Below are 21,222 nucleotides of genomic sequence, written 5' to 3'. Positions count from 1 at the left end.
CTACATAGATTTTCATATCGGATAAGCAAGGAGCATTGCCGCACACCTAGCTGAACTGGTCGTACCGGCCGACCCCGACGGCCCCTCGACCGTTCACCGCACCATTCGCCGCACTGAGCGACCGCTCGTCGCACGCCTCGGCGCACCGCCTGTTCCCGCGCCGCCGAATGCGTTCGTATACGCCAAGTCGGCAACGAGGCCGCCAGGGGCCGCGGCGGGAGAGGGCGTTCATGAAGACCACCACGACGACCGACGAGCGGACCCTCGCCGAGTTGCAGCGGGAACACGGCCCCGCGCTGTTCCACTTCCTCCTCGGTCTGACCTTCGGCGACCGGCAGCGGGCCGAGGACCTGGTACAGGAGACCCTGGTACGCGCCTGGCAGCACCCCGAGGCCTTCGACGCCCCCTACGCGTCGATGCGGCCGTGGCTGTTCACGGTGGGCCGCCGCCTCGCCATCGACGCGCGGCGCTCCCGGCAGGCGCGTCCCGTCGAGGTCAGCGACACCGTGCTGGAGAGCACCCCGGACACCCTGGACACCGCGGACCTGGCCGTCCGCGCCCTGGATGTCCGGGAGGCGGTCCGCACCCTCAGCCCCGAGCACCGTGCGGTGTTGGTGCAGATCTACTTCCGTGGGCTGAGCGTCGGCGAGACGGCCGAGGCGCTCGGCATCCCCGCGGGGACCGTCAAGTCCCGCTCGTACTACGCCCTGCGGGTCCTCGCGCGGACGCTGCCCGGCTACTCCCGCAGGTCCTCCGCCCGGAGCAGCGCCAACAGGGCGGAGGCCTCGGCCACCTCCACGTAGACCTGGGCGCAGCCGTCGCAGCCCCGGAGGTGGCGGGCGACCCTACAGGTCTCCTCGGCGTCCAGGGCGTCCAGGACGTACGCGCCCAGCAGCAGGCGCACATGCCCGTCATCGCCTGGGTCGACACTCATTCGCTGCCTCGCATCTCCTGGGCGATCCTCCCCTTCTGCCCACGCGGGGCGCCCGCCCCCGGTTCAATGCTGCGTGAAGCCCGGCACCGAGCAAGGAAAGAGGCGAGACGGGATGCGTCCCGAGGATTCGGATGGGACCGGTGGGAACGACCTCCAGGTACCGATGACCTGGCTGTCCACCGAGTATCTCGCCGACGACCTGTTACGGACCGGCGATCTGATGGAACCGACGACCCTGGAGTTCCGGGCGGGGCGCGACGCCCTGGCGCTGACGATGTTCCTGTGCGATGCCCCCCGGGACGCTCCCGCCCTCCTGGCCCTGCCCGGGCCGCGGGTCGACGAGCTGCGGATCCTCACGGCGTACGAGTGCACCTGGCGCGCCTGGGTCTGCGAGCGGCTGGCGGAGGCGGGACGGAACGCCGAGCCCGGCGACCCCGATCTGGCGTTGGCGCGAGCGGCCTGGCGGTGGCTGGAGGAGACCGAACTGCTCGCGGCCGACCTCGACGCGATCGGCCCCGCCCCCTGGGACGCCGCGGCCGACCCGACGGGCGACCGGGAGGTCCGCGTCTGGACGCCCGCCTGGCAGTTGGGGCTGCCGCTGGGCCATCTGGCCGTCCACCTGTGCTGATCCCCTGCTTCAGGAACCGTGCACCCCGGCACGGTACTTGGGCAGCCGCAGCGTGATCTTCATGCCTGCCCCTGTCCCGGTCTCGATGACCAGGCCGTAGTCGTCGCCGTAGACCTGACGCAGCCGCTCGTCCACGTTGAGCAGGCCGATGCCGGTGGAGGCGCCGCCCTCGCCGCGCAGGATCTGCCGCAGCCGCTCGGGGTCCATGCCGGTTCCGTCGTCCTCGATGACCACCTCGGCCTCCGAGCCGGCGTCCAGGGCGCTGATGGTGATGCGGCTGCGGGTGACCGCCCCTTCGAGACCGTGCTTGACAGCGTTCTCCACCAGCGGCTGGAGGCACAGGAACGGCAGCGCGACGGGCAGCACCTCGGGGGCGACCTGGAGGGTCACGGCGAGGCGTTCGCCGAAGCGGGCGCGGACGAGGGCCAAATACTGGTCGATGGAGTGCAGTTCGTCGGCGAGCGTGGTGAATTCCCCGTGTCTGCGGAACGAGTAGCGGGTGAAGTCCGCGAACTCCAGGAGCAGTTCACGAGCCTGTTCGGGGTCGGTCCGGACGAACGAGGCGATGGCGGCGAGCGAGTTGAAGATGAAGTGCGGGGAGATCTGCGCCCGCAGGGCCTTGATCTCCGCCTCGATGAGCTGGGTGCGGGAGCGGTCCAGCTCGGCCAGCTCCAGTTGGACGCAGACCCAGCGGGCCACCTCTCCCGCCGCCCGGGCCAGTACCGCCGACTCGCGCGGGGCATAGGCGACCAGCGCGCCCAGGACCCGGTTCTCGACGGTGAGCGGAACGGCGACGGCCCAGCGCAGCGGGCAGTCGAGGTCGGCGCAGCCACTGTCGAAGGCGGTGCGGCGGCCGTTGTCCAGGAGCACTTTCACGTGCTCCATCACGTCCTTGCCGTGGTGGCCCCCGGCACCGTCCCAGACCAGCACCCGGTCCCGGTCGGTGAGGCAGAGGGCGTCGGTGCCGAGCAAGGAGCGCAGCCGGCGGGCGGCGCGCCGGGCGCTCTCCTCGGTGAGGCCCGCCCGCAGCGGCGGGGCGGCCAGCGACGCGGTGTGCAGGGTCTCGAACGTGGCGTGCTCGACGGGGGTGCCGACATCACTGGGGCGCAGCGGGCGGGCGGTGCGGCGGCCCACCAGGTACCCGGCGCCGAGCAGCAGCGCGGCCGACACGACGAGAACGGCGATCGCTGCCCCGGTCACCGTTCCCGCCCCGCGGCGGACCGCGCCGAGGAGAGTGTCTCGGGGAGGTGGAATCGGGTCATGGCGGCGTTGGTGCCGGGGGGTATCCGCCCCGGTGTGGCGAGCGAGACGAGGATCATCGCGAGGAACCCCACGGGGACGGACCAGACGGCGGGCCAGGCGAGCAGGGCGTGCGGCCAGCCCGGCGGGCGTACGGCTCCGCTGACGGTGATGGCCACCGCGACGAGGGCGGAGCCGCCGCCCAGCAGGAGCCCCGCCACGGCCCCGGGCGGGGTGAGCCGCCGCCACCAGATGCCGAGGACGAGCAGCGGGCAGAAGGAGGAGGCGGAGACGGCGAAGGCCATGCCCACCGCGTCGGCCACCGGTACCCGGCTCACCAGCAGGGAACCGGCGAGCGGTACGGCGATGGCGAGGACGGTGGCGAGCCGGAAGTGGCGTACCCCGCGCGAGGGCAGGACATCCTGGGTGATGACTCCGGCGACGGCCATGGTGAGCCCGGAGGCGGTGGACAGGAACGCGGCGAACGCCCCGCCGGCGATCAGCGCCCCGAGGAGGTCGCCGCCGAGTCCGCCGATGACGCGGGCGGGCAGCAGGAGGACGGCGGCGTCCGCGTCTCCGCCGTACCGCAGTTCGGGCGTGTAGAGCCGGCCGAGGGCTCCGTAGATCGGCGGCAGCAGGTAGAAGAGGCCGACCAGGGCGAGGACGGCGACGGTGGTGCGGCGGGCGTCGCGGCCGTTGGGACTGGTGTAGAAGCGGACGACGACGTGCGGCAGACCCATGGTGCCGAGGAAGGTCGCCACGATCAGCCCGTAGGTGGCGTACAGCGGATGGTCGGCGCGGAAGACGGCGAGCTGGTCGTCGAAGCTGACCCGGGGGCGGCCGTCGCCCTGCCAGGCGAGGACCAGGAAGAGGGCGGGCACCAGGAGCGCGGTGAGTTTCAGCCAGTACTGGAAGACCTGGACGAAGGTGATGGAGCGCATGCCGCCGGCGGCGACGGCGGCGGTCACGACGGTGGCGACGAGGACGTCGCCGAGCCAGCCCGGAGCGCCTGTGAGGATCTTGAGGGTGAGGCCGGCGCCCTGGAGCTGGGGCACGAGGTAGAGCCAGCCCGCGCCGACGACGAGCGCGCTGACCAGCCGGCGGACCTGCCGTGATTCGAGCCGTCCCTCGGCGAAGTCCGGCAGGGTGTACGCCCCCGAGCGGCGCAGCGGGGCGGCGACGAAGACCAGGAGCACCAGGTATCCGGCGGTGTAGCCGACCGGGTACCAGAGCATGTCGGGGCCGTGGACGAGGACGAGCCCGGCGACGCCGAGGAAGGAGGCGGCGGAGAGGTATTCGCCGCTGATCGCGGCGGCGTTGAGGCGGGGCCGCACGGTGCGCGAGGCGACGTAGAAGTCGGAGGTCGTACGGGAGATGCGCAGGCCGAAGCCGCCGACGAGGACGGTGGCGAGGACGACGAGGGCGACCGCCACCCAGGACGCCGCGTGGTCGGGGGTGCTCACGGGGCGGGGCGGCCCTCCACCAGCCGGGCGAAGTCGCGTTCGTTGCGCTCGGCCCTGCGGACGTACCACCAGGCGGCCAGGGTGAGCGGCGGGTAGGTGGCGAAGCCGAGCACCGCCCAGACGAGGGCGGAGCTGTTCAGCGCGGCGAAGAGGAGCGGCAGGGTGCCCGCGACAAGGACGAGGACGCCGAACACAGTGAGCCCGGCGCGCAGTTGGCCGCGCATGAGCGATCGTACGTAGGCGCCGCCGAGGGCGGTCTGCTCGTCGATCTCCGACTGGGTGCGGTAACGGGGCAGCGGGCGCACCCGCCGCGGCTCCCCCGTGACCACTTCACGCCGGGGCGATGGCTCTGCGGACATGGGCTCGGAGTGTAGGCGTCGGCGGGCCGTGCTGGGAAGGGTTCGGCGAAGGACCTCCCTGGTCAGCGGCCACCCTGGCGCATCAGGAGGTCGCGCAGGGCGCGGGTGTGGCGGCGGCTGACGGCCAGCTCCGCCTCCCCGATGCGCACGCTCATGCTGCCCGCGTCCAGGCGCAGTTCGTCGATCCGGCCGAGCGCCACGAGGTGGCGGCGGTGGATCCGGACGAAGCCCCGGGAGCGCCACCGCTCCTCCAGCGTGGTGAGCGGGATGCGGACGAGGTGGCTGCCGGTGGCGGTGTGCAGGCGGGCGTAGTCGCCCTGCGCCTCGGCGTACGCTATCTCGTCGATGGGGATGAAACGGATGACGCCGCCCAGCTCGACCGGGATCTGGTCGCCCGCACTGTCGTGGACGGGTGCGGACCGGTCCCCCACCTGCTCGGCGACCCGTCGGACGGCTTCGGCGAGGCGTTCGCGGCGGACCGGTTTCAGGACGTAGTCGACGGCCTTGAGGTCGAAGGCGTGGACCGCGAAGCCCTCGTGCGCGGTGACGAAGACGATGAGCGGGGGCGCGGCGAAGCCGGCGAGGAGCTGGGCGACGTCGAGGCCGGTGAGACCGGCCATGTGGATGTCGAGGAAGACCACGTCGATCGCGGACGGATCGTCGGGGCCCGCGTCGACCGCGCCACCGATGCGGCGCAGTGCCTCGGTCGCGCCGGTGGCGCCCTCGGCGCTGCGGACACGGGGGTCGGCGCGCAGGAGGTAGAGGAGTTCCTCCAGGGCGGGTTGTTCGTCGTCGACGGCGAGTACGCGCAACATGAGGCCGGAGTTTAGACCGACCGGCAATTGGGGGGCCGCGACGCCGCCCCCCGATTGCCGTCGGTCGTGGGGGGTGCGGGGCGGACCAGGGCCGGAAAAGGCCGCGGCGCCCGATGCGGTGCGTCGCGAGGCGCCGGAGCGTCCTCATCACGGAGCGACTCGGGCGCTTCGGCAACGCCGCGAGGCGCCGTGCCAGGCGCCGCGGCCCCGGCCATGATCCGCGCCCTACCCCCGGGGTGCGAGGCGGTCCGGGGCCGGAAAAGGGCCGCGGCGTCCGGTGCGGTGCCCATCCGGGTGGGGCCGCTGCGCCGGGCGCGCTCGGGAGCGCCGACGCCTCTCCTCATTTCAGGAACTTGGAGAGCCTGCGGTCCGCGAGCGGCTTCCCGCCGGTCTGGCAGGTGGGGCAGTACTGCAGAGAGGAGTCGCTGAAGGAGACCTCCAGGATGGTGTCCCCGCAGACCGGGCAGGCCGCCCCGGTACGCCCGTGGACCCGCATCCCGGTCTTCTTCTCGCTCTTGAGCTTTCCGGCCTCCACCCCGCTGGAGCGGGTCACGGCGTCCTGGAGTGTGGTGCGCAGAGCGGTGTACAGGCGGGTGACGTCGTCCTCGCCGAGGTCAGCGGTCCGTTTGAACGGGGACATCTTCGCGACATGCAGGATCTCGTCGCTGTAGGCGTTGCCGATCCCCGCGATGAGCGACTGGTCGCGCAGCGCGCCCTTGATCTGGCGGCGCTCCCCGGCGAGCAGCGCGGCGAACGCGTCGCGGTCGAAGGCGTCGGCGAGGGGGTCGGGTCCGAGGCGGGAGATTCCGGGGACGTCCATGGGGTCGTGGACGAGGTGGACGGAGAGGCGCTTCGTGGTCCCCATCTCGGTCAGGTCGAAGCCGTCGCCGCCGGCGGTGATCAGGCGCAGGGCGAGGGGTCCCTTGCCTGGGCGGGGCGGGGCGGCCGGGAAGGAGTCCTTCCAGCGGAGCCAGCCGGCCCGTGCCAGGTGGGTGCACAGGTGGAGGCCGCCCGCCTCGATGTCGAGGAACTTGCCGTGGCGGGCGACCGAGGTGACGGCCGCGCCCTCCAGGGCGGCCGGCGGCGGGTCGTACGTCTTCAGGACGCTGATCGCCAGCGGGAGGACGCGGGCGATCTCCTTGCCGACCAGGTGGTCGTCGAGGAAGGCCCGCAGGGCTTCGACTTCGGGCAGTTCGGGCATGGCTCCAGACTGCCGCAGCCGGTGGGCTGCCGCCTGTCAGGACACCGGTGCGCGGTCCGTGCCGGTGGTGACGGCGCCCAGTTCCGTGAACTCCTCCTCGACCGCGGCGGCGAGCCGGTCGAGGTCGGGCAGCGCCTGGCCGTCGGCGACCAGTCCCACGTGCACCCGGCCGCCGTAGGTGGTCAGGGCCACCGCCAGGGACTGGCCCCGGGCCAGCGGGGCCATGGGGTAGAGGGCGGTCAGCGGGCAGCCGCCCAGCGAGAGCGCGGAGCGGGGCAGCGGCACGCTGGTGACCAGTACATCGAAGAGCACACGGGCGGCGTTGGCCGCCAGCGGCGCGCCGAACCGGTGCGCCAGCGGGGGCAGTTGGTCGGCCAGTACGGCGACGGCTCCGGCGCCCTTCAGGGGGCCGGCCGCCTTGTTGCGGTCCATCGCGGTCCGGACCGCCCGGAGCCGCCCGCGCGGGTCGGCCTCGGCGACCGGCAGGTCGAGCAGATAGGCGGAGAGCCGGTTGCCGGTGGCGGAGGAGCCACCGGGCCGGTGGCGGGAGACGGGGACCAGCGCGCGCGGGTCGGCGGCGGAGAGCGGTTCGCCGCGCCCGGCCATCCAGCGGCGCAGCGCACCGGCGACGACGGCGAGGAGGATGTCGTTGGCGGTGCCGCCCTCGGCGCGCCGGATCCGCTGGAGGTCCCCCGCGTCGAGGTCGGCGGTGGCCAGGCGGCGGGTGCCACTGGAGGGTGCGGCGAAGGCGGTCGTACCGCGCAGGTCGAGGCGGCCCGCGCGGACGACGGAGGCCCCCACGCCGAGCGCCCGGCCGACCTCGCCGATCCGGCCGAGGGCCATGCCCGCCATCTCCCGGGGGTCGGGCAGCCAGGAGCGGGGCGGGACGGCGGGGCGGCCCCGGGCAGCGGTGCGGGCGCTGGTGACGGCGGCGATCTCGTCGAAGATCCCGGCCCCGATGGCGACCGCCCGCATCCCGTCGGCCAGGGCGTGGTGCAGTTTGACCAGGACGGCGAAAGGGCCGCCCGCCGTGCCGCCGATGAGGTACATCCGCCAGGGCGGCCGCCCGCGCCCGAGCGGTCGCTCCATCAGTTCGCCGGCCAGCCGGACGGCCTCCGCCGTGAAGTCGCCGTCGTCCACGACGACGCGCTGGACGTGCCGGTGCACGTCGAAGTCCTTGTCCACGGTCCAAGCCTTGCCGCCGATCGGCAGCAGGACGTCCCGTACGCGCATGCGCAGTCGGGGGATCGCGGCGACGCGGGTGCCGAGCAGGTCGAGGATCCGCTCCGGAGCGGCGCCGGGCGCCGGCGCGAAGACGGCGAGCGCGCCGAGGTGCATGGGATGGGCGTCCGATTCGAGGTGCCAGAAAGCGAGATCGAGCGGGGCGAGGAGCTCGGTACCCAACGGGGGCCTCATGTCGTCGAAGGCGGCAGGGCCGGGGTGTGGCCCGTCCCGCGCAGTCAATCGTTCGTGGTCGATTACGGTCAAGTACATACATGTTACGTACTGTTACGCCTCGGTCGGTGATTCAGCGGGCCGGAATGAGGAACTCGCACCACACGCATTTGCCGCTGCCACGGGATTCCACGCCCCAGACGTCGGCCAGCCGGTCGACCAGCATCAGGCCGCGTCCCGACACTCCCGACTCGCCCGCGTCGCGGCGCCGGGGCAGTGCGCTGGAGCGGTCCTCGACGTCGACGCGCAGCCGTCGCTCGGTTCCGGCGAGCACCCGGATCGTCACGACGGCGCCGCCGTCGGTGTGCATGAGCGCGTTGGTGATCAGTTCGTCGGCCGCGAGTTCGATCTCGTCGGCCCGGTCCTTCGCTCCCCAGGCCCGGACCGCGGCCCGGATCATGTGCCGGGACGAACTCAGCGCCTCGGGGTCGTTCTGGGCGACGTGCTGCTGGAGCCGGCCGCCCGGCTGCGGGGCGTGCGCGGCACGGCGGCGCAGCAGCAGGACCGCGACGTCGTCCTGGCCGCCGCGCTCGTCGACGGCGTCGCAGAGCTGGTCGGCCAGCTTCTGCAGGTCCTGGGGACCGTTGGTGACGAGGACGGTGAGCTGTTGCATGCCTTCGTCGAGGTCGGAGCCCGGCAGCTCGACGAGGCCGTCGGTGAACAGGACCATGGTCTGGCCGGGGTCGAGTTCGACCGTGCCGACCGGGTACTCCAGCCGGCCGAACTCCGCCGAGAGGCCGAGCGGCAGCCCGCCCTCGGACGGCACCCTGCGGCAGCTCCCGTCCACGTCGCGCACCAGCGGGTCGACGTGCCCGGCGCGGACCAGCTGGACGACGCCGGTGGTGAGGTCGACCTCGGCATAGGTGCAGGTGGCGAAGCGGTCGGTGTCCAGTTCGTGGAGGAAGACGGAGGCGCGCGCCACGACCGTGGCCGGGCTGTGCCCCTCGGCGGCGTACGCGCGCAGGACGATCCTGAGCTGCCCCATGACGGCGGCCGCGTGGGTGTCGTGCCCCTGGACGTCCCCGATGACAGCGCCCACCCGGCCGCCCGGCAGCGGAATCAGGTCGTACCAGTCGCCGCCGATGTCACGGCCGAGGCGGGCCGAGCGGTAGCGCACGGCGACCTGCGCCCCGGGCACGGCCGGGATCCTGCGCGGCAGCATCGCCTGCTGGAGGCCCTCGGCGAGGTCGTGTTCCTGTTCGTAGAGCATCGCGCGCTGGAGGCTCTGGGCGATCGAGGTGCCGAGCGCCATCAGCAGATTGCGTTCGTCGGCGGTGAAGCCCCCCTTGTCCCGGTAGAGGAGACCGAGTGCGCCGATCGGGCGGGCCTGCGCGATCAGCGGCATGTAGGCGGCGGAGGTGATCCCGAGGCGGCTGATGTCGGGCCACAGGATCGGGTAGGAGGCGGCGAAGTCGTCGGCGGACTCGATGAAGCGGGGGGCCAGGGTCCGCACCACTTCGCTCATCGGGTACTGCTCGTCCACCCGGGTGTACCGGGTGCCGGGGACGTACGCGCCCTCGGGGCCGTCGGCCACGAGGTGGATGCGGCCGGACTCCAGCAGGCCCATGACGAGGCTGGTGGCTCCGAGGTGGGCGAGTCCCTGGGAGTTCTTGAGGACGGCGATGACGTCCTTGACGGTACGGGCGTGGGCCAGCGCGGCGGTGGTGCCCTCGACCAGGCTGGTGCGCCGGCGGCGATCCTCGTCCAGCTCGCGGCGGGCGGTGGAGTCGGCCAGTTCCTGGGTGGCGTCGCGGACGATCCCGATGATGCGGTGCGGGCGGCCGGTGCCGTCCCGGCGGACGAAGCCCTGGGTGTGGGTCCAGCGCAGCGTGCCGTCGCGGCGCTGGATGCGGAAGTAGGCGCCGTAGTCGGTGCGCCCGCTCTTCAGGGCGTGCGAGACCATCCCGTCCAGACGCTGGGCCTCGTCCGTCGGCACGCGCGGCGCCAGCGAGGCCGGACGGCCGTCGTACTCGTCCGCGGCCAGGTCGAACACGTCGAGCGCGGCCTGGTCCATGTGCATGAGGCCGGTGTCGAGATCCCAGTCGAAGCTGCCCATGCGGTTCAGGGCGAGTCTGAGGTCCGGGTGGGCGGGCCAGTCGTCGGGGAGTGACAGGGCACCCGCTACCCGATCATCCATGTGGGCCACCTTGCCACCCTTTATCCGATTCTTCTCGTCCGATGCGTCGACGGTTTCGCACGGGCCGGGAGGGGCGGCGCCGTGCGGGCTCCGCCGTCAGGGCACTCAGCCCCCGGCGTCCGGCCCGGTCAGCCGGCGAACACGTCGCCGAGGCCCGCTTCCATGGGCTCGTCCGGCTCGGCGGGCACTTCCGGCTCGAAGGGGCCGTCGGGCCCCGCGGGCTCGCCCGGCTCGGCGGGGAAGACCTGGGTCGGCTCCGGCGCGACGTCCGGGTCGCCCTCATCCTCGTACTCCCACGGCTCCTCGGGCGGCGTGTCTCCGAAGTCGTCGGACGGCTCCGGAGGCCCGGGATCCGTGGGCTCCGCCGGCCCGGAGGGGGGCGGCTCGGACGGGGCGGTGTCCGGGGGCGCGGATTCGGAGGGGCGGCCCGGTGAGGGGAAGAGCAGGTCGGCGTCGGGCTCGAAGGGCGGCGGGTCGTCCGGGGTGCGGTCGCGGCCGCCGCTGTCACCCATGGCCCGCTCGATCCAGGTGTTGTCGTCGGCGTCCACGATGATCAGGCTGGTGGCCGCCTTGACGCCGGGCTCGACGGCCACGATGCGCGCGGGATCGTAGCCGGGCCAGCGCTCCCCCCGGTGGGCGACCTTCCCGTCGGCGACCACGGGCGGGGCCAGCGGGTTGCCGCAGGCACAACGGACACGGGGCATCCCCCGGCTGTCGACCAGGACGGCGGTGCCCGCCTGGAGCACGGCCTGGAAGGCGGTGGCCGAGCCGGCGCTGTAGCCGTGATTGGTGACCTGGGCGTCGGCGCGCAGGACGACCGGGGTGAGGGACTTCAGGTAGCCCGGGATCTGCACGGCCTCGATGCCGGACGCTTCGGCGAAGGTGCGCGCCTTGTCCTCGTCGTCGGCCAGGAGGGAAGCCTGCCGCTCGACGTCGCAGGCGGCGACCGACCGGCTGCCGCCGTAGAGCCCCGGTACGGCGCCGGAGACCGGATGGACCGTCCGGGTGGCGGAGGGCGGTTCGGCGTCCGGCGGGCCGGTGGGGGACGAGGAGGCCGGCGGCCGCGCCGTGGAAGCGGTGAACGGGCCGGGGCCGGGGGACGAGAGCGGCTGGAGGAGGACGTCCTTGGCTTCGGCGGTGCCCGTGGTGCCCTTCGCCGTACGGTCGTCGCCGCCTCCGCAGCCGGCGACGGCGAACAGCACTCCGGCGGACAGCGCGGCGAGCGCGGTACGCCGGTTACGTCTGGGTGAGCGCACAGAGCTCTCCTGCCTGTCCCTGGGGAACGGATGGGTGTCACCATCTGTGCCGCACCGAGCGCGGTACCGCAAGCGGACGTTCGGCCGCACCCCCGCCTTGAACGCGTTCAATAAACGCTCTACTCTCACTCCCAGGACTTGAACACGTTCAAAGCGAGTGGTCGAAGCAGGGGGAAGTCATGTCCGCACTGGTCAACGCCATCGTGATGCTGGGCATGCTCGCCGTCGTGCCGGCGGGGCTGCGGCTGACCGGACAACAGGAGCTGGAACGGATCCGGCGGCTCTGGCCCCTGTTCGCCGTGCCGGGCGCCGTCGCCCTCTGGCTGCCGCGCTCCGCCGCGGCCACGGCGCTCGCCTGCTGCTACGCACTGGGAGCCGTTCTGCTCGCCCTGCACGCGCCGCGACGGGCGGTCCGCGGCCGGGACCTCGATCCGGCGGGGATCGCGCTGCTCACCGCGCTGGTCGCCCCGGCCGTCGCCGCGGTCGCCCTGGTCGCCGAACGGTCGGGGCACGAGTTGTTCGGGTTCGACCTCGGCATCCTGGCGCTGACCGTGCCGCACTTCCACTTCGCCGGGTTCGCCGCCGCCCTGATCGCCGGTCTGGTCTGCCGGGTCTCCCACGGCCCGGCGGGCCGCTTCGCCGCGCTGAGCGTGCCGCTGGGCACCCTGCTCGTCCTCGTCGGATACTTCATCGGCGACTGGGCCGAGCTCGCCGGGGCCCTCGTCCTCACGGCCGGCATGTGGACGGTCGGCCTGCTGACCTGGCGCATGGGGCGCGCCGGCGGCCGGGACCGGACGACCCGACTCCTGCTGCTCGTCTCCGCCGCCGTCCTGGTGGCGACGATGCTGCTCGCGCTGAGCTGGGCACTCGGCGAGGCGACCGGACTGCCCCACCCCACCCTGACCTGGATGGCCGCCACCCATGGCCTGGGCAACGCGCTGGGCTTCGCGCTCTGCTCGCTGCTGGCCTGGCGGCGCATCCGCACCGAGGAACCCGCCCGCACCGAAGGACCCGACATCACCGGAGGCAGGACCGCATGAGCACCCTCACCTACCCGGAGGTCGGCGCGACCCGCCTCGGCCCGCTCCCCCGGGGCTACCACCACCTCCACCACCGCACCCGGATCGGCCGGGGCGAAAGGGACTTCGCCACCGCCGGAGCGGCGATAACCGAATGGCGGATGCACCGCGCCTCGGGCGCGCGGGTGGATGCTCCGGGGCCCCGCGCGGTGCCGGGCGGCAGCGTCCGGGTCTCCCTCGGCCTCGGGCCGCTGCGCTTCACGGCCCCCTGCGAGGTCATCTGGACGGCGTACGGGGAGGACGGCCGCACCGGCTTCGGTTACGGCACCCTCGCCGGGCATCCGGAGCGCGGCGAGGAGTGCTTCGTGGTGGACCTCGCGGACGACGGCACCGTGTGGTTCACGGTGCTGGCGTTCTCGCGCCCCGCGTCCTGGTACGCCCGGCTCGGCGGACCGCTCGTGCCCCTCGTGCAGCACTGGTACGCCCGCAGGCTCGGCCGCACTCTGCGCCGGATCGTCGCCGCGAGCTGACCCGCCCGGCCACGACCGACAGGTACCGGGCCGCGCCCTGGCCGATACTGACAGGAATGGAATGGTTCACCGCGGACGGCTCCTGGCTGAGCCGGCTGATCTTCCAGCGGGCTCTGGCCGTGATCTATCTGGTCGCCTTCCTCTCCGCCGCGCTCCAGTTCCGGGCGCTGATCGGCGAGCGCGGCATGCTGCCCGTACCCGAGCTGCTGCGGCGCACGCCCTGGCGGGCCGCCCCGGGGCTCTTCCGGCTGCACTACTCGGACCGCTTCTTCGCCGGCGTGGCCTGGAGCGGCTGCGCCGTCTCGGTGGCCCTGATCGCCGGTCTCGACGGGCTGCTGCCGCTGTGGGGCGGCATGCTGTTCTGGGCGCTGCCGTGGGTGCTGTATCTGTCGATCGTCCAGGTGGGGCAGGTCTGGTACGGATTCGGCTGGGAGTCGCTGCTGCTGGAGACGGGGTTCCTGGCGGTCTTTCTCGGCACCGGGGACACCGCCGCGCCGGTACTGGTGCTGTGGCTGCTGCGGTGGCTGCTCTTCCGGGTGGAGTTCGGCGCGGGGCTGATCAAGATGCGCGGGGACACGTGCTGGCGGGAGCTGACCTGCCTGTACTTCCACCACGAGACCCAGCCGATGCCGGGACCGCTGAGCTGGTTCTTCCACCGTCTGCCCAGGCCCGTGCACCGGATCGAGGTCGCCGCCAACCACCTCACCCAGTTGCTGGTCCCCTTTCTGCTGTTCACCCCGCAGCCGGTGGCGAGCGCGGCGGCCGGTCTGATGATCCTCACCCAGCTCTGGCTGATCCTGTCGGGGAACTTCGCCTGGCTGAACTGGCTCACCATCGCGCTGGCGCTCTCCGCGATCGACTGGACCCCTCTGGCCGGGCCGCCGCCCGCCCAGGTCGCGCCGCCCCTCTGGTACGAGGTGGTGGTCATCGCGGCGACCGGCCTGGTCCTCGTGCTCAGCTACCGCCCGGTGCGCAATCTGCTCTCGCGGCGGCAGGCGATGAACCGGTCCTACGACCCCCTGCACCTGGTCAACACCTACGGGGCGTTCGGCTCCATCAGCCGGATGCGGCTGGAGATCGTGGTGGAGGGCAGCGCCGATCCGGTGGGGCGCGAGGGGGCCGAGTGGCGGGAGTACGGTTTCCGCGGCAAGCCGGGCGATCCGCGGCGACTGCCGCGCCTGTTCGCCCCGTACCATCTGCGGCTCGACTGGATGATGTGGTTCGCGGCACTCTCCCCCGCGTACGCCCGCCCCTGGTTCGGCCCCTTGGTCGAGCGGCTGCTCGACGGCGACCGGGACACGCTCCGGCTGCTCGGACACAATCCGTTCCCCGACGGACCGCCCCGGCAGGTGCGTGCCCGGGTGTTCCGCTACCGGTTCACGGGCTTCCGGGAACTGCGGGCCACCGGATGCTGGTGGCACCGCACCTGTGTCCGGGAATTCCTGCGGCCCGTCTCCCGGCCGCTGCCGACGGAGCGGGAGGGCGGGGGGACGGGCCGCGGGTCACGCTGAGCGGTCAGTCGATGCCGGGCAGGATGTGCGGCTCGGCGAGGTCGTCCTCGTATCCGGCCAGCCGGATCGGGGCGGACCTGGCCCAGACCTCGATGTTCCGCAGCTTCTCGGGGCGGCCGGGCCGGCCCTCGTACCGTTCGGCGGGGCGCATTTCGCGCTCGGTCAGTTCCGGTGTCGTCACCGCGCACTCCTTCGTGTCGCGTCGCCCGGGGCGTCGCCGTCGCTCCGGCCGTGAAGCCGGAGCGCGACCGCCCCGCGCGGGGCAGGGGTTGGGATATGTCGGTCGCGGTGGCGCCGGTTCGGGGCGGAACAGCGGCCGGGTTACCGACCATGTCCCAGGACGGTCGAGGAGCCTTCGTGGGCTCTTCGATGACGTCCGTTCGCCTCACCCTAACCAAATGAGCGCCACCGCGCTCGATAGAACGTGTGCGGTAGGTCACTTTCGGCCACCGGATACAGCGAGAACCCGGCCCAGGGAACATCCTGGGCCGGGTTCTCGGACGTCGCTCGGGACCGAGGGGCCGGTTGAGCCGCTCGGGTCACCAGTTGGCGGGGGCGTAGTCCTTGAGGAAGCAGCCGTAGAGGGCCTCGCCGCCCTCACCGCGCACGATCGGGTCGTAGACCCGGGCCGCGCCGTCGACCAGGTCGAGGGGTGCGTGGAAGCCCTCCTCGGCGAGACGCATCTTGTCCGGGTGCGGGCGCTCGTCCGTGATCCAGCCGGTGTCCACGGCGGTCATCAGGATGCCGTCCTTCTCGAACATCTCCTGGGCGCTGGTGCGCGTCAGCATGTTGAGCGCGGCCTTGGCCATGTTGGTGTGCGGGTGGCCCGCGCCCTTGTAGCCGCGGCTGAAGACACCCTCCATCGCCGAGACGTTGACCACGTACGCGTGGGGCGCGGCGGTCGCCGCCATCGCCGGGCGCAGCCTGCTGATCAGGATGAACGGCGCGGTGGAGTTGCAGAGCTGGACTTCGAGGAGCTCGATCGGCTCGACGTCCTCGACCGTCTGGACCCAGCTGTTGGTGTCGTGCAGGTCGGGGACGAGGCCGCCCGCGTCGATCGCGGTGCCCGCGGCGATCCGGGCCGGCGAGGCGGAGCCGGTGACCAGGGCGAGGTCCGTGACCTCCTGGGCGCTGAGCCCCTCCTTGCGGGCGGCGGGCAGGGCCGCGACCCGGTCGACCGTGCCACTGCCGAAGGTGCCGATGACCTCGGCGACGGGCAGTTCGCCCGCGGGCAGCGGGGCCGACTCGGCGTTGACCAGCTCGCTGTAGGCGCCCGGGGAGCGGCGCACGGTCTGGGCCGCGTTGTTGATCAGGATGTCCAGCGGTCCCTCGGCGGCGACCGAGTCGGCCAGCGCGACGACCTGGGCCGGGTCGCGGAGGTCGATACCGACGATCTTCAGCCGGTGGATCCAGTCGTCGCTGTCCTCCATCGCCTTGAAGCGGCGGATCGCGTCGTTGGGGAAGCGGGTGGTGATGGTGGTGTGCGCGCCGTCGCGCAGCAGCCGCAGCGCGATGTACATGCCGATCTTCGCGCGGCCGCCGGTGAGCAGCGCCCGGCGTCCGGTCAGGTCGGTGCGGGCATCGCGGCGGGAGCGGTTCTCCTTGGCGCACGACTGGCAGAGCTGGTGGTAGAACGCGTCGACCTCGACGTACCGCGTCTTGCAGATGTAGCAGGACCGGGGCCGCTGGAGGACGCCCGCGATCTCGGCCCGGGCGGAGGAGGAGGGCAGCACGCCCTGCGTCTCGTCGTCGATGCGGTCGGCCGAGCCGGTCGCCGTGGCCTCGGTGACGGCCCGGTCGTGGGCGGTCTTCGCGGCGCGGCGTTCCTGGCGGCGGCGCTGCTTCACGGTGCGGTAGATCCCGGCGGTGGCGCGGCGGACCGCGATGGCGTCCGGGTGGTCCACCTCGATCCGGTCGAGCTCGTCGAGCACGCTCAGGCAGACGGCCAGCCGCTCCGGGTCGATACCGGGACCGAACTCCTCGATTCCGGGAGCGAGCTCCGGGCTGTCCTCTGTCACCGTCATTGCCGTTCCTCTGTCATCTTCTCGCCGCGGATCGTGGATCACCGCAGGCCGAAACACCCCGCCCAAGTTTGCCATGCGCGGGCCACTGCTCTGTTCGAGAGGCGTACGGGCGGGGTACGGCGGCCCCCGGCGGAGGGGCACGGGAGAGGCCTCCGGCGGAGGGGCGCCGCAGAGCTCCGCGAAAAAAGCGGAATCAGCGACGCATGACTTCGTGAGGAGCGGGCAGGCGACCGTCCGACACATTGGGCAGCAGGGAGGGCGACACCATGACGGCGATGTCAGCGCGAGCCACCGGAACGACGCCGCTGAGCGACAGCCGGACCGGTGCGCGGACGGCGGACGTCACCACCGGAGAACTGCCCTGGGTCGAGGACGCCGGCAAGATCGCCCCGCAGGACGCACGGGCCCTGTCGAAGATCTTCTTCGACCGGCTCCAGGTCCTGGAGGAGGGCACCCATGAGCACCAGTACGCGCGCAACACCCTGATCGAGATGAACCTCTCCCTGGTGCGCTTCGCCGCCTCGCGGTTCCGCAACCGCGGCGGCGACGACACCGAGGACATCATCCAGGTCGGCACGATCGGCCTGATCAAGGCGATCGACCGGTTCGACCTCTCCCGCGAGGTCGAGTTCGCCACCTTCGCCGTGCCCTACATCGTGGGCGAGATCAAGCGTTTCTTCCGCGACACCACCTGGTCCGTGCATGTGCCGCGGCGGCTCCAGGAGCTGCGGGTGGCCCTCGCCCAGGCGAAGGAGCAGCTCTCCGCGGAGCTCGACCGCGACCCCACCGTCAAGGAGCTGGCCGCCCACCTCGACCTTTCCGAGGAGGAGATCATCGAGGGGCTCGTGGCCGCCAACGGCTACTCGGCCGGTTCCCTCGACACCCCCTCCGCGGACAGCGACTCGGGCCAGGAGCAGCGGGCGTACGCCGATGTCCTCGGCGAGGCGGATCCGGGCATGGAGACCGTCGAGAACCTGCACACGCTGGCCCCGCTGCTCGACCGGCTCGACGACCGGGAGCGCCGGATCGTGCAGATGCGCTTCGGGGCGGAGATGACGCAGTCGCAGATCGGCGCGGAGCTCGGCGTGTCCCAGATGCATGTGTCGCGGCTGCTCAGCAGGATCGTCCAGCAGCTGCGCAAGGGGATGAGCGTCGAGGCGTGAGTCTGCGGGAACCCTGGCTCGCTTATGCTTCCTGACGACCAGGCCGGACGAGCCGCGCCGTCGCACGAGAGGGTGGAGGGTTGACCGAGTCGCCCGTGGGCACATCGCCGATTCCTGTGGGCATCTCCGGAATTCCCTCCCAGCAGGTCGGGGCCTCACAGCACCGCGAGTCCCCGCTGTGGAATCTGAACGCGTCGATCCTGCTCGTGGAGGACGACGCGGGTGACGCCCTGCTCGTCGAGGAGATGCTGACCGACAGCGAGCTGGATTCCGCCCTCACCTGGTGCAAGACCCTGGCCGAGGCGCGCGCCTTCCTGAGCGCGGCCACCACGCCGGTGTGCGTGCTCCTGGACCTGCACCTTCCCGACGTCCACGGCCTGGACGCCGTGCGCCAGATACTGGAGTCCGACAGCGACGCCGCGATCGTCGTCCTCACCGGTCTTGAGGAGTCCGGCACCGGGCTCCGCGCGGTCGCCGGTGGCGCCCAGGACTACCTGGTCAAGGGCCGCCTGGACCCGGAGGTGCTCGCGCGCGCGGTCCGCTACGCCCTGCAGCGCAAGGAAGTGGAACGAGCCGCCGCCGCGCTGCGCGCCAACCGGCTGATCGCCCAGGAGAACGCCCGGCTGGAGCGCGGGCTGCTGCCCGTCCCCCTGCTGCGGGACGACCGCTTCCGGGCGCGCGCCCGCTACGAGCCGGGGCGGGTCCACGGGCTGCTGAGCGGTGACTTCTACGACGTCGTGCAGACCGCGGACGGCACGGTGCACGCGGTGATCGGCGATGTCTCCGGGCACGGGGCCGCCGAGGCCGCGCTCGGTGTGTGTCTGCGGGTGGCCTGGCGCACCGCCGTGCTGTGCGGTACGTCCCAGCCCGAGCAGATAGCCCTGCTGGAGGAGATCCTGGTCGCCGAGCGCTCGGACTCGCACGTGTTCGCCACCGTCACCTCGCTGGCGTTCCCGCCCGGGCGGCGGCACGCTCAGGTCCTGCGGGCCGGTCATCCCGGCCTGCTGCTGCGTGAGGGCACGGACGTCACCTGGGTCGAGCCCGAGGGCGGCATGGCGCTCGGTCTGCTCCCCGGGGCCGGCCGGTGGCCGACGGTCGACATCCCGCTGAGGCCCGGTGCGGGTCTCGTACTCTTCACGGACGGGCTCTTCGAGGGGCGCGACGGACCCGACAGCCGCCTCGGCGAGGAAGGACTGCTCGCGATGGCGCAGGCCAGCGGTCATCTGCCGGCCCGCGCCTTCGTCGACGCCCTGGTGGCGGGGGCAGCGGAGGGTGCCGCCCCCTACGGCGGCCTCGCGGACGATGTGGCCGTTCTGCATCTGGGCTGGGGATCGGAATCCGATGAGCGGTGACATGACGAAGAAACCAGCGCCGGGCGGCCTCGCCGCGCGGCTGTCGGTGCAGAACTGGGTCCACCTCATTCTCGGCGGATTCATCGTGGTGGTCTGCGCCTGTCTGGTGATCGGCGGGCTGGTGATGGCCCGGATCTCCGATCGGACGACCGAGCTGGTGGACCGCATCCAGCCCGCCAGATCCGCGTCCTTCCAGCTCCAGAACTCCCTGCTCGACCAGGAGACCGGGGTCAGGGGATTCGCGCTGACCGGCGACGACTCCTTCCTCGAACCGTACGAGGCGGGGAAGGCCGCCGAGCGGGAGCGCCGCGCACAGGTCCGGCGGCTGGTGGGCCCCGGCAGCCGGTACGCCGACGACCTCGACGCGATCGCCTCCGCTGCCGAGAAGTGGCGGCGGAGCAAGGCCGAGCCGCTGATCGCGACGGTCCGGGAGCAGGGGCCGAGCGAGGCCGCAACCTCTGCCCAGTTGCAGCGCAGCAAGGCGGACTTCGACCAGCTGCGGCGGGCGTACGACGCCCAGCAGGGGCATCTCGCCGAGGCCCGCGACCAGGCGCGCGCGGACCTCGACACCGCGCGCATCACACGCGACCGGGTGGTGATCGCGCTGGTCACCGTCTTCGTGCTGACCGTCGCGGCGCTGAGCCTGCTGCTCCACCGGGTGGTGGGCGTCCCGTTGAGCCGGCTGCGCGCGGCCTCGGACCGCGTCAGGTCGGGGGCCTTCGGAACGCGGATCGAGATCAAGGGGCCGTCCGACGTGCAGGCCGTGGCCTGGGCCGTGGAGGACATGCGGCGGCGGCTGGCCGACGAACTGGCCGAGGCCCAGGACCGCGAGGCCCTGCTCGCGGAGCAGACGGAGGAGCTGCGCCGTTCCAATTCGGAGCTGGAACAGTTCGCGTACGTCGCCTCGCACGACCTCCAGGAGCCGCTGCGCAAGGTCGCGTCGTTCTGCCAGCTCCTGGAGAAGCGGTACGGCGAGGAGCTCGACGAGCGGGGCAAGCAGTACATCTCCTTCGCGGTGGACGGCGCCAAGCGCATGCAGGTCCTCATCAACGACCTGCTGACGTTCTCGCGGGTGGGCCGGGTGCAGGAGAGCTGGAAGCCGGTCGATCTGGACCGGGCACTGGATCGCGCCCTGGCCAATCTGACCCTCGCGATCGAGGAGTCGGGGACGGTGGTCGAGCGGCCGGAGTCCCTGCCCGAACTGGTCGGGGACGCGACCGCCCTCACGATGGTCTGGCAGAACCTCGTCGGCAACGCGGTGAAGTTCCGCCGGGAGGGCGTCCCGTGCCGGATCTCGGTCGCCTGCGTACGCGAGGACGAGGACTGGCATCTGACGGTGTCGGACAACGGAATCGGGATCGCGCCCGAGTTCGCGGACAAGGTGTTCGTCATCTTCCAGCGGCTGCACGCCCGCGACGAGTACGAGGGCACGGGCATCGGCCTCGCGCTCTGCCGGAAGATCATCGAGTTCCACGGTGGCCGGATCTGGCTGGAGCCCGAACCGGGCGAAGGCGCACGCGTCCACTTCACCCTGCCGGTGGCGCCCGAGGCGCCCACGCACACCACGGCGGAGCTGCTCGCTCCCGCCCTGCTCACCAGCCAGCCGGGAGATCCTTCGTGAACACCCCTGTCCAGCCCATCGAGGTCCTGCTCGTCGAGGACGACCCCGGCGACGAGCTGATGACCCGTGAGGCCTTCGAGGACAACAAGATCCGCAACACCCTGCACGTGGTCCGCGACGGACAGGAGGCACTGGACTTCCTCTACCAGCGCGGCGAGTACACCGAGGCCCCTCGCCCGGACCTGGTGCTGCTGGACCTGAACCTGCCGAGGTACGACGGCCGGCAGGTGCTGGAACAGATCAAGGGCGACCCCGAACTCTCCCTCATCCCCGTGGTCGTGCTCACCACGTCCTCGGCCGAGGAGGACATCCTGCGCAGCTACAAACTGCACGCCAACGCGTACGTGACGAAGCCGGTGGACCTCGACCAGTTCATCGCCGCGGTGCGCCAGATCGACGAGTTCTTCGTGACCGTGGTGCGGCTGCCCGGACGTGCGTAGGATCGGTCCGGATCTCCTGGAGTGGGATCGTTCGCCAGGGGTAGACGAATGGCGGAAAAGGTCTCCGACCTCACT

General features: G+C 72.3%; 20 protein-coding genes. 9 read left to right on the top strand and 11 right to left on the bottom strand.

The annotated features are described in order from the left end of the window. Positions 1-230 precede the first annotated feature (230 nt). Positions 231-803 (top strand): sigma-70 family RNA polymerase sigma factor, encoded by a 573-nt coding sequence (locus ACH4RG_RS20205; RefSeq protein ID WP_397917744.1) that lies wholly within the window; start codon positions 231-233, stop codon positions 801-803. Here ACH4RG_RS20205 and ACH4RG_RS20200 read toward each other — a convergent pair. Further along, positions 737-934, bottom strand: a complete 198-nt coding sequence (locus ACH4RG_RS20200; protein ID WP_397917743.1) for a zf-HC2 domain-containing protein — start codon at positions 932-934, stop codon at positions 737-739. The genes ACH4RG_RS20205 and ACH4RG_RS20200 overlap by 67 nt on opposite strands. A 112-nt stretch (positions 935-1,046) precedes the next feature. Between ACH4RG_RS20200 and ACH4RG_RS20195 the strand changes: the two genes are divergently transcribed. Beyond that, the gene (locus ACH4RG_RS20195) at positions 1,047-1,562 is read left to right on the top strand and encodes a hypothetical protein (protein WP_398539919.1); all 516 of its coding nucleotides are present in this window, start codon (positions 1,047-1,049) and stop codon (positions 1,560-1,562) included. 9 nt (positions 1,563-1,571) lie between these two features. Here ACH4RG_RS20195 and ACH4RG_RS20190 read toward each other — a convergent pair whose 3' ends face one another. From ACH4RG_RS20190 to ACH4RG_RS20155, 8 genes are all read right to left on the bottom strand, one after another. After that, positions 1,572-2,762, bottom strand: coding sequence for a sensor histidine kinase (locus ACH4RG_RS20190; protein WP_397917741.1), 1,191 nt, complete (start codon positions 2,760-2,762; stop codon positions 1,572-1,574). Next, a complete protein-coding gene (locus ACH4RG_RS20185) occupies positions 2,759-4,264 on the bottom strand; it encodes a cation acetate symporter (protein WP_397927238.1) in 1,506 nt (501 codons plus the stop codon). Before ACH4RG_RS20185 ends, ACH4RG_RS20190 begins: the two co-directional genes overlap by 4 nt. Continuing rightward, a complete protein-coding gene (locus tag ACH4RG_RS20180) occupies positions 4,261-4,623 on the bottom strand; it encodes a hypothetical protein (protein ID WP_397927237.1) in 363 nt (120 codons plus the stop codon). The genes ACH4RG_RS20185 and ACH4RG_RS20180 overlap by 4 nt, the downstream gene beginning before the upstream one ends. Positions 4,624-4,685: 62 nt before the next feature. Then, a complete protein-coding gene (locus ACH4RG_RS20175; protein ID WP_003964604.1) occupies positions 4,686-5,438 on the bottom strand; it encodes a LytTR family DNA-binding domain-containing protein in 753 nt (250 codons plus the stop codon). 340 nt (positions 5,439-5,778) lie between these two features. Further along, complete coding sequence (locus ACH4RG_RS20170) at positions 5,779-6,639, bottom strand: Fpg/Nei family DNA glycosylase (protein ID WP_397917738.1); 861 nt, start codon at positions 6,637-6,639, stop codon at positions 5,779-5,781. A 36-nt stretch (positions 6,640-6,675) separates the two neighbouring features. Continuing rightward, positions 6,676-8,043, bottom strand: a complete 1,368-nt coding sequence (locus ACH4RG_RS20165; protein WP_397917737.1) for a wax ester/triacylglycerol synthase family O-acyltransferase — start codon at positions 8,041-8,043, stop codon at positions 6,676-6,678. 124 nt (positions 8,044-8,167) lie between these two features. Further along, complete coding sequence (locus ACH4RG_RS20160) at positions 8,168-10,231, bottom strand: SpoIIE family protein phosphatase (protein WP_397917736.1); 2,064 nt, start codon at positions 10,229-10,231, stop codon at positions 8,168-8,170. Positions 10,232-10,359: 128 nt separating this feature from the next. Further along, on the bottom strand, positions 10,360-11,487 hold the full coding sequence (locus tag ACH4RG_RS20155; RefSeq protein ID WP_397917735.1) for a DUF6777 domain-containing protein: 1,128 nt from the start codon (positions 11,485-11,487) through the stop codon (positions 10,360-10,362). A 179-nt stretch (positions 11,488-11,666) separates the two neighbouring features. On the opposite strand from ACH4RG_RS20155, the gene ACH4RG_RS20150 reads away from it, so the two are divergent. From ACH4RG_RS20150 to ACH4RG_RS20140, 3 genes are read left to right on the top strand one after another with little or no spacing between them, the layout of a single operon-like run. After that, on the top strand, positions 11,667-12,527 hold the full coding sequence (locus ACH4RG_RS20150) for a YndJ family protein (protein ID WP_397917734.1): 861 nt from the start codon (positions 11,667-11,669) through the stop codon (positions 12,525-12,527). Next, positions 12,524-13,036: a DUF1990 family protein gene (locus ACH4RG_RS20145; protein WP_397917733.1), complete on the top strand. Its 513-nt coding sequence runs from the start codon at positions 12,524-12,526 to the stop codon at positions 13,034-13,036. The genes ACH4RG_RS20150 and ACH4RG_RS20145 overlap by 4 nt, the downstream gene beginning before the upstream one ends. 56 nt (positions 13,037-13,092) lie before the next feature. After that, entirely contained in the window at positions 13,093-14,547 is a 1,455-nt protein-coding gene (locus tag ACH4RG_RS20140; RefSeq protein WP_397917732.1) for a lipase maturation factor family protein, read from the top strand. Positions 14,548-14,551: 4 nt separating this feature from the next. On the opposite strand, the gene ACH4RG_RS20135 is transcribed toward ACH4RG_RS20140, so the two are convergent. Both ACH4RG_RS20135 and ACH4RG_RS20130 read right to left on the bottom strand, forming a co-directional pair. Further along, on the bottom strand, positions 14,552-14,728 hold the full coding sequence (locus ACH4RG_RS20135; protein WP_397917731.1) for a hypothetical protein: 177 nt from the start codon (positions 14,726-14,728) through the stop codon (positions 14,552-14,554). A gap of 358 nt (positions 14,729-15,086) precedes the next feature. Further along, positions 15,087-16,571 (bottom strand): SDR family NAD(P)-dependent oxidoreductase, encoded by a 1,485-nt coding sequence (locus tag ACH4RG_RS20130; RefSeq protein ID WP_397917730.1) that lies wholly within the window; start codon positions 16,569-16,571, stop codon positions 15,087-15,089. A 266-nt stretch (positions 16,572-16,837) separates the two neighbouring features. On the opposite strand from ACH4RG_RS20130, the gene ACH4RG_RS20125 reads away from it, so the two are divergent. From ACH4RG_RS20125 to ACH4RG_RS20110, 4 genes are all read left to right on the top strand, one after another. After that, entirely contained in the window at positions 16,838-17,734 is an 897-nt protein-coding gene (locus ACH4RG_RS20125; RefSeq protein WP_397917729.1) for an RNA polymerase sigma factor SigF, read from the top strand. A gap of 116 nt (positions 17,735-17,850) precedes the next feature. Then, positions 17,851-19,086: a PP2C family protein-serine/threonine phosphatase gene (locus ACH4RG_RS20120; protein WP_397918115.1), complete on the top strand. Its 1,236-nt coding sequence runs from the start codon at positions 17,851-17,853 to the stop codon at positions 19,084-19,086. A 1-nt stretch (position 19,087) separates the two neighbouring features. Continuing rightward, positions 19,088-20,707 carry a CHASE3 domain-containing protein gene (locus tag ACH4RG_RS20115; RefSeq protein WP_397917728.1) on the top strand — a complete coding sequence of 540 codons (1,620 nt, stop codon included), beginning with the start codon at positions 19,088-19,090 and terminating at the stop codon, positions 20,705-20,707. After that, a complete protein-coding gene (locus ACH4RG_RS20110; protein ID WP_397917727.1) occupies positions 20,704-21,147 on the top strand; it encodes a response regulator in 444 nt (147 codons plus the stop codon). Before ACH4RG_RS20115 ends, ACH4RG_RS20110 begins: the two co-directional genes overlap by 4 nt. Positions 21,148-21,222: the final 75 nt, after the last annotated feature.

Origin of the sequence: Streptomyces sp. NPDC021019 (assembly GCF_044333295.1) — a bacterium.
Classification (GTDB): Bacteria; Actinomycetota; Actinomycetes; order Streptomycetales; family Streptomycetaceae; genus Streptomyces.
Note: the sequence above shows the minus strand (reverse complement) of the source record. Positions and strands in the feature narration are given on the sequence as shown.

Excerpts from the sequence above, each read along its gene's own strand:
- ACH4RG_RS20205 (WP_397917744.1), top strand. The coding sequence starts at position 231 with ATGAAGACCACCACGACGACCGACGAGCGGACCCTCGCCGAGTTGCAG.
- ACH4RG_RS20200 (WP_397917743.1), bottom strand. The coding sequence starts at position 934 with ATGAGTGTCGACCCAGGCGATGACGGGCATGTGCGCCTGCTGCTGGGC.
- ACH4RG_RS20195 (WP_398539919.1), top strand. The coding sequence starts at position 1,047 with ATGCGTCCCGAGGATTCGGATGGGACCGGTGGGAACGACCTCCAGGTA.
- ACH4RG_RS20180 (WP_397927237.1), bottom strand. The coding sequence starts at position 4,623 with ATGTCCGCAGAGCCATCGCCCCGGCGTGAAGTGGTCACGGGGGAGCCG.
- ACH4RG_RS20175 (WP_003964604.1), bottom strand. The coding sequence starts at position 5,438 with ATGTTGCGCGTACTCGCCGTCGACGACGAACAACCCGCCCTGGAGGAA.
- ACH4RG_RS20170 (WP_397917738.1), bottom strand. The coding sequence starts at position 6,639 with ATGCCCGAACTGCCCGAAGTCGAAGCCCTGCGGGCCTTCCTCGACGAC.
- ACH4RG_RS20160 (WP_397917736.1), bottom strand. The coding sequence starts at position 10,231 with ATGGATGATCGGGTAGCGGGTGCCCTGTCACTCCCCGACGACTGGCCC.
- ACH4RG_RS20150 (WP_397917734.1), top strand. The coding sequence starts at position 11,667 with ATGTCCGCACTGGTCAACGCCATCGTGATGCTGGGCATGCTCGCCGTC.
- ACH4RG_RS20145 (WP_397917733.1), top strand. The coding sequence starts at position 12,524 with ATGAGCACCCTCACCTACCCGGAGGTCGGCGCGACCCGCCTCGGCCCG.
- ACH4RG_RS20140 (WP_397917732.1), top strand. The coding sequence starts at position 13,093 with ATGGAATGGTTCACCGCGGACGGCTCCTGGCTGAGCCGGCTGATCTTC.
- ACH4RG_RS20130 (WP_397917730.1), bottom strand. The coding sequence starts at position 16,571 with ATGACGGTGACAGAGGACAGCCCGGAGCTCGCTCCCGGAATCGAGGAG.
- ACH4RG_RS20125 (WP_397917729.1), top strand. The coding sequence starts at position 16,838 with ATGACGGCGATGTCAGCGCGAGCCACCGGAACGACGCCGCTGAGCGAC.
- ACH4RG_RS20115 (WP_397917728.1), top strand. The coding sequence starts at position 19,088 with ATGACGAAGAAACCAGCGCCGGGCGGCCTCGCCGCGCGGCTGTCGGTG.